This window comes from Enterococcus lemanii (assembly GCF_016909125.1).
GTDB classification, from domain to species: Bacteria; Bacillota; Bacilli; order Lactobacillales; family Enterococcaceae; genus Enterococcus_I; species Enterococcus_I lemanii.
This window is the reverse complement of the sequence record NZ_JAFBFD010000063.1, coordinates 1-7461: the sequence shown is the minus strand read 5'-3', so window position 1 is coordinate 7461 and position 7461 is coordinate 1. Positions and strand designations below refer to the sequence as shown.

Here is a 7461-nt window from a genome sequence, read left to right as displayed (position 1 = left end):
CGTGTTCTACCGTTAAAAGTCTTGCATTAATTATACCAAATATCGGAGGCAAATGGCGTCGTTTCAACGTTTTTAATTTATTCAGTAGACATTAAATATCTTCTCCAAATTTCTGTTTCTTTAAAGCATCATTAATTTCTGCTACTTGACGCTTTAAGTTTTCAATATTACTTTTCAACTTTCCTAAAAAATCATAGCGAAATTCTTGCATCGCTTTTTTCTTTGCATCTCGAATTTGTACCGTAAATTCGGGTAAATCGCTCTCACAATATTTCTCATATACTTCGCGATAGACAAAGGCTTGATCCACGCGAACTGGTAATGACTCACTAAACTTTTGATTATAATTAGATACAAAGGTAATAATATCTGCTTTACTAGTTTCTATCATATTTTCAGTTCGCTTTAAACTATTTTCGAAATTAGAAATAAATATTTTGTAATCGTCTTTTCGATAGGCTTGTCTTGCTTCATCGTATTCAGTTTCAAAGTTTTTCTTTTCGTGAAAATCAATTGTTTGTTTTTGATATTCCTTTTCTTGTTCTAAAATCTCCTTTATTTTTTTCGGTAATTTGTTGCTCTCCTCTATTTGAATTTCTTGTTTTAGCTCTTCTTTGGCATTGGTTATTTCCCCTACTCTATTATGAACAGCTTCAAGGGCGTCTTCTAACTCTTTAATTTTTATTTCGAGCGCGATTAACTTGCTCTTATCAAGTTTATTTAACTGTTCAATTAATCGTTCTACAATCGCTTGTTGCTGTTTTTGTTTTGATTGATCCACATATTCTTGAACAATTTGCTCCGTCTTTTTATCTTTTTTCTCGTATTTTAGCAAAAATTGCCGTTGCCCAATCTCATTTTCTAGTTGAGCAATCTGAGCTTGTTGCTGCTGAATTAACTTCATCATTTCAAGTCTTTGTTTTTCGAGCGCTTGACGTCCAACCGCTAAGCGTAAATTTTTAATCGCTAGTTTTCGTGTCACAAAACCTTTATATAAAAATGCCTCTTTAGTAATGGCTGTCTGATAATGCGCCAATTTTTCTAACGTTTCACAAGCGACTACTCTCCCTAGCAAATAATCAATATACGGTTGGAGAATTGGATTTTGAACGACTAATTTTGTGGACAGCGAACTTGAATGAACGGTAAATTTTTCTTTTTTTAATTGATCTATATGGATAATCCCGATATTCGCTACTTCTTGCTTTTGCTGCACTTTCTGGTAATATTTCAAAGCTTTCATATAAAATCTTGGTTCAACAACTAAATAGAAACGTTGATTCCCTAAGTAAGCTTCGATGGCTTCTTGCCACGCTTCTTCGCCAGGTTTTATTTCAAGTAAATCTGCAACATAATCAACAGACGCCGTCGAGTCAATTTGTTGCAAGTATAAAAGTAAGTCCTTTTTAAACTTTTCAAAAGTAGGCCCGACAATTTTTTTCCCATCTGACAATGCTTTTTGATTTTCTAAAGAGAGTCGTAACGCTTCTTCTACCGCTAGCTTCTCCCTTTCGAGTGTCTGTTTTTCGTGGCTTATTTCATCGTAAATTCGATTGATTTGTTCATTGACTGCGGCAAAGTCTTCTATTAAAGCTTGATCAGGAACGTGAATAAACTTCCGCTGAGTTAAATCCAGTTGACCCACCCAATTTTTTAAATCTCGAACGGTTGCCTCTGCATAAGTCGTTTCTTTTGTGATTCTCTCGAGTTGGTTTTTCTCGTCTTTCATTTTCCCTTGTAAATACGCTTGGTCTTGTAAAACCGCTAATTGCTCCTTCTCGCGTTGAATGTTTTCCTTTTCTTTCTTCAAAAATTGATTTTTCTCGTTTAATTGAGTCAACTCAACTTCTAACGCATCCTTTTGTGCCTTATTCTTTTGAATCGATTCTTTTAAAGTTTTTTCTTGATACACGAGCCAATCTAGTTTCGCTTTTTCAATAAAAGTAATTTGCCTTTGTTTGGTTTGATTGTTTTTATTTAAGCGGTCGATTTCTTTTAATAATATTTCTAACTGTTGTATTTTTTGTTGCATTTTTTCACTTTCAAGTTCTAATGCTTTATAGTTGTAAATACTCCTTTGCATTGTTTCAACCGGAATAAGACTTTGCGTCTCACTAACAAAATCTGTTAAAAAAGCTTTGATATCCTTTACTGGTGTAAAACTAACCGACTGCTTTAACAGTCGACGATAGTCATCCCGAACTTGACCAAATAACCCCGCAATCATTTTGCGGTAATCTTTGTCGGTTGACCAAAATTGAAACCAGTCCTCCTTTTCTTTCCCTTGATTTTGGTAGATCAATTCGCTGACAGAATAAGGTGTACTCGTCTGTTGATCAATAAAATAATTCGTAGGCAGACGGCTTGGTAACGTAAACCATTGAAAATTAGGTGTGCCCAAATCCTTATAGCAATCTGCCACAAACCCACAACAAAAATATTTCGCTTCATCTTTATTATAAAATTCGGCAACAACATAACTGGTAAAATTGTCTTTTCGTAAATATAAAAAACCTTCTCCACCATCATCCCCAAATTTTCCATAAAGGTAACTTTCAAAAGTTCGTGCCGAATTCTCATTTGCTGCTTTATTAAAAATATGTTTTTGTTTTTCTCCCAGCAAGACTACATTTAAAGCATCAATAATGGTTGATTTCCCCACACCCGTTTGACCAGTAAGCAAAGTCACTTGTGAAAAATCAACAACTTGAAAATTATAAGATTGCCAATGAATCATCAATAGCCGTTTCAGTTGAATCATTTGCCTTTTCCTCCTGTTCGATAGATGCTAATGCACTTTCTAAATTTTCTAATGGAAGCAATAATAAAATAGCCGGATAAATGATAAAAAGCGTTTCTAAATCCTCCCATTTCCCTTTATTTTTTCCAATGATCCCAAGCGAAGCAAAATTTCTTAAAATTTTACTCATACTTTGGAAATTCGGCTTACGATCTTTTATCCCATAGTCAATTAATTTATCAATCCATTCAGAAATCCTCACCGTTACAGCACTACTTCCAACACTTTCTTTTATTTTTTCATCAAATAACAAACGTAGACCTAAAAGATAAAGCGTACTCTCTTTATCAAATTTTCTTTTCGCAAAAGAAAAGGAATTTTGTAATGACAAAACATTGATTTCTTGATGGTGTGTCAATTCATAGCCACCAAAAGTAAAATACGCTTGAAAAAGCGAAAAATTTTCTACGACAAATAAATAATCTTCATTAAAACTTACTCCATCTGTCTTCAAATGATTCAGATAAGTTTGATTAAGTAATTTTGCGACACAGCTTTTAAAGTATTGTTTTTTTTCCTCATTCAAAAAATCAAATTCCTCACAGAAGTTTCCTTTCATTTTTTCTTTCGCTCCTTTTTAAAAACCATTTTAGGCAAACCATAATAACCATTTCGAATCATTTCTGGATAAAAAATAACCGTGTAACCAGATTTATTTTCTTCATATCCACGAATGGCTCCCATAATAGTCAGTATAAATGCGTCGTATGATTCAATCGCATAATCCATTGTTGATATTTCAGCTTTCTCCTTTAGTAATCCTAAAATAAACTGATCAACTTTTCTTGATGAATACTTCGGATTAACTAGCATTTTTAAAGTCTCACGTTGCGCAAGAAAATTTTCGACACCCTCGCTTTCTCGAACAACTGGTCGACGAGTTGCTTGAGTCAAATCTAGTTTCTTTTTTCGTGGTTTATATAAACTTTCTGTATCTATTGTTTTAGTTTCAATGGCATTAAAAAATTGATAGACCGATTCTTTTTCCTGCAATTTTATCATCGAAATCAAACGATCAATCTTGTCTTTTAGTTGATAATCTGACCTTAAACGATATTGAATTTTACCGATTGATTTTTCAGTATAATCCACTCGCTTTTGATCAATTTTATCCATCTGCTCACTTACTTGTTGATAAAAATGATTCAAATGATTTAAATAGCCAAAAATTTGCAACTGAGATTCTTCGATTGTTTGATGCTTTTGTTGATTTTGATTCAGTAAATGATCAAAGTTTTCTTCTTGATAGTATTGATCTAATAAATCGAGAATTGTATTTTTAAAACGCGGCAATGAATCGCGCGTTTTAAGTGGATATAAGACTTGATCAATGATTTCTTCTTTATAGTTCACAAAATGTTGAATCAGCATTTCATTAATTGATACTTCATCAATCACTTTGCTGTATGCTTTCGTTAATTCAAAATAAGCACTTTGAATCGCCCTTTGCAATCCTTTCGTTGCATTCCAAGCTCCCATCAAGCCATTTAATAAATTCGCTTTATTTTCCAAACCTGTTTTTAAAGCCGAATAAGTAGAAAAAACATAACTTTCATAGCTTTGCCCTTCATTTAAATCGATTTCCTTTAAAAGTTGAACGAAACGATTCGCATAACTTGGCAAAAAGATTTGCTCAGTAAAACCTTCTTCTAGATTAATTTGAATCCAACCTCTTTTTTGAAGTTGTCTCAAAATACTTTGTGCTAATTCACGGTTATTTTTTATCTCCTCGATATATTCATCTTCATAATCTAAACCTTCAATTGAGATTCCTAAATATAGAAAATGGTTCTGTAAACTATTGATGGCGTTTTCTCGTGAAAAATAAATATGGCCTTGTAAAAGATCATCCAAATGAAAAATAGCAGTTAAAAACAATTCTTTATGTTTCGAAGTTAAAATTTTAAAAAAATCATTTGGAATTTTTTCAAAAACCTTTGTCATTTTCTTACTCCTCCCACTATTTTAAAACGCTTACATTTATAAAAAAGCAAACGTTATTACTTGCTTTAATTGTATCAAAAATTCTTTTAAAGCAATAATGATATGGGTAAGTTTTTAAAAAAAAGCGATACCACACATTTACTAGCCTCATATTAGCTACTTGATCTAGACATTGTAAAAACACTAAAAAAATAGTTCAACAGAAAATTTCAGTTCTTGTTGAACTATTCACCTTTAATCGCTAAAAAATAGATTAACAATGCGCCCTCCTCTCTATCTTCAAATCTTTCAATACTTCAACTTCTCTTCTTATTTGCTACAGACTCACGAATAACCAATTCCCCTTCTAACAATTTGAATTGCTCGGCTGTTGATTGATTTTGACAGATATTCATTCGCCCTTCAAAAGCAATTTTGCCTTTTTGACTTGGATTTAATCGAATCGTTGTCAATCCTGGATCTACCTATTCTGAAAAATAAACATCGTCAAATCCAATAATTGCTATTCGTTCTACGGAATAATTTCCTTTTCAATTCCAATTACAAGTAAAGAAAAATTTTGTACAAAAAAAGCCTCACAAGAAATGACTTCTTGTAAGACTTTTGAAAAGTTTGATTTAATTAAGCTTTAACGATGTTTACTGCTTGTAAACCACGTTGGCCTTCTTCAACGTCAAAAGAAACTGCTTGGCCTTCTTCTAATGTTTTGAAACCTTCGCCTTGGATTGCTGAAAAGTGTGCAAAAACATCTTTTCCATCTTCTCCTGTGATAAATCCAAATCCTTTATCTGCATTAAACCATTTTACTGTACCGTTATTCATGAACGTTACCTCCATATTACACATCAAGTGTGTTTATTTTTTTTGCAATACCTACTCAAGTGTGAAATAGAAGTGTTAATGACTAATTTTTTCGCAATAAACAAATCTGAATTACATATAAGAAAGACTACTTGGATAGTGTAACATTTTTGTAGAGAGTTTACAAGTTTTTTTCAAAAAAAATAAATACGGATTGCTAAACTAATACCCATTTCTCAAATCTCTTTCATATTCTGTCTCATTTGAACGACTCACTTTTCGCTTGCGTCCTTTAATTGGCATTTGTTGCAAGGCACGCAAAGCTTGTTCGCCTTTACCATTTAGGATTTCGACAAAAGTGGAAACATCCATTAAATGGATTACACCAATATCATCGCCAGTTATCCCTTCGATGCTACACAAAGCGCCGACGACATCGCCGGCACGCATTTTGGTTTTCTTCCCGGCATTGATATGAATTTTCATGATTTCTTCTTTAAATTCTAGGCCCATTTCTTTGCGGATCTTTAAGTTGCGTTGTTGTTTTTGCTCAAAGTCTAAACGATATTTTTCAACGGTCGCACGACTTGGGCGAGGAATTTCTTCGAGTACTTCTGCTTGCAATGTCGCAATTTCTTCAAAAGCGTCTTGGTCATAAGGACTCACAAATGAGATCGCCGTGCCTTTTTTCTCATAGCGGGCTGTTCGGCCAATCCGATGCACATAGGTTTCAGCCTTATTTGGAATATCGTAATTTACCACAAGAGCAATGTCCGCAACGTCAATGCCACGAGCTGCTACATCGGTTGCCACTAAATGGCGGAAATAGCCCCGTTTAAAATCAAGAATCACTTGGCTACGGTCTTTTTGTTCCATTCCACCATGTAACAGATCGACTTGAATGCCGGCGCGATCAAGCTCTTTCATCAGGCGTTCGACCATGATTTTTGTATTACAAAATAAAATGCTGCTGTCGGGATTAGTAACAATCAACAAATCTTTTAATACACCAAGTTTTTCTTCTTCGCTCACTTGGATAAATTGTTGACGAATACGTTTTTTCGACTGATCGGTATCAGGTATCTCCACAAATTGTGGTTTACGCAAGAAACTTTCGATCAATTCTTTAACCACAGTTGGCATCGTTGCCGAAAAAAGAGCCGTTGTGCGCGGTTCGGGTAATTCATACAAAACATCTTCGACTTGATCGACAAAGCCCATCGCAAACATTTCATCGGCTTCATCAATAATGACTGTTTTTATTTGGCTTAAATCAATCGTTCCTCGCTCGATATGATCAAGCAAACGACCAGGCGTTGCCACCACTATATGCGTACGTTGTTTTAAATTTTTGACTTGTGATTGATAAGAACTTTTTCCAAATAAAGCTTCAACTTTTAAGCGTTTGTAGCGACCAATGTTAAATAACTCTTCTTTAATTTGTGTCGCCAATTCGCGTGTCGGTGTTAAGATCAAAGCTTGGGGAGCACGCTCTTCCCAATCAACCAATTGACAAAGCGGAATACCAAACGCTGCCGTCTTACCACTACCTGTTTGTGATTTAACCACCACGTCTTTTTTATTTAGCAATAGAGGCAAGACTTCTTTTTGTACAAAAGTCGGCTCAGTATACTTTAATACCGATAAGGCGCGAACGATTGATTCTTCTAATTGATATTCTGAAAATTTATTTTGACTCATTTTTTACATCCTTTAATTAAACAAGTACGTCATTTTGTTTTTTTTGCTTGTTTAACAGTATTTTTTGGCTTTCACAGTTTAACATGCTTTTGCAAAAAATACACTAAAATAGTAATTTCCGTAAGTGTCAATAGTTTTGCGGTAAAAATATTTTACCATTATTTCCGCTAGATTCTCGTGCCGAAATCCTCTTCTCTTATTTGACCGGTGCACTT

The 7461-nt window shown here is 34.0% G+C and carries 6 protein-coding genes; all 6 read right to left on the bottom strand.

The window, feature by feature from the left end; genetic code table 11:
- Positions 1-91: 91 nt before the first annotated feature.
- Positions 92-2761: an ATP-binding protein gene (locus tag JOD14_RS12745; RefSeq protein WP_204655159.1), complete on the bottom strand. Its 2670-nt coding sequence runs from the start codon at positions 2759-2761 to the stop codon at positions 92-94.
- Positions 2715-3359, bottom strand: a complete 645-nt coding sequence (locus tag JOD14_RS12740; RefSeq protein ID WP_204655158.1) for a DUF4194 domain-containing protein — start codon at positions 3357-3359, stop codon at positions 2715-2717. Before JOD14_RS12740 ends, JOD14_RS12745 begins: the two co-directional genes overlap by 47 nt.
- The gene (locus tag JOD14_RS12735) at positions 3356-4744 is read right to left on the bottom strand and encodes a Wadjet anti-phage system protein JetA family protein (RefSeq protein WP_204655157.1); all 1389 of its coding nucleotides are present in this window, start codon (positions 4742-4744) and stop codon (positions 3356-3358) included. Before JOD14_RS12735 ends, JOD14_RS12740 begins: the two co-directional genes overlap by 4 nt.
- Before the next feature lie 296 nt (positions 4745-5040).
- Positions 5041-5196: a hypothetical protein gene (locus tag JOD14_RS12730; protein ID WP_204655156.1), complete on the bottom strand. Its 156-nt coding sequence runs from the start codon at positions 5194-5196 to the stop codon at positions 5041-5043.
- A gap of 169 nt (positions 5197-5365) precedes the next feature.
- The gene (locus JOD14_RS12725; RefSeq protein WP_204655155.1) at positions 5366-5566 is read right to left on the bottom strand and encodes a cold-shock protein; all 201 of its coding nucleotides are present in this window, start codon (positions 5564-5566) and stop codon (positions 5366-5368) included.
- 201 nt (positions 5567-5767) lie between these two features.
- Entirely contained in the window at positions 5768-7246 is a 1479-nt protein-coding gene (locus JOD14_RS12720; RefSeq protein WP_204655154.1) for a DEAD/DEAH box helicase, read from the bottom strand.
- Positions 7247-7461: the final 215 nt, after the last annotated feature.

Coding starts and splice junctions, on each gene's coding strand:
- JOD14_RS12745 (WP_204655159.1), bottom strand. CDS start 2,761: ATGATTCAACTGAAACGGCTATTGATGATTCATTGGCAATCTTATAAT.
- JOD14_RS12740 (WP_204655158.1), bottom strand. CDS start 3,359: ATGAAAGGAAACTTCTGTGAGGAATTTGATTTTTTGAATGAGGAAAAA.
- JOD14_RS12735 (WP_204655157.1), bottom strand. CDS start 4,744: ATGACAAAGGTTTTTGAAAAAATTCCAAATGATTTTTTTAAAATTTTA.
- JOD14_RS12725 (WP_204655155.1), bottom strand. CDS start 5,566: ATGAATAACGGTACAGTAAAATGGTTTAATGCAGATAAAGGATTTGGA.
- JOD14_RS12720 (WP_204655154.1), bottom strand. CDS start 7,246: ATGAGTCAAAATAAATTTTCAGAATATCAATTAGAAGAATCAATCGTT.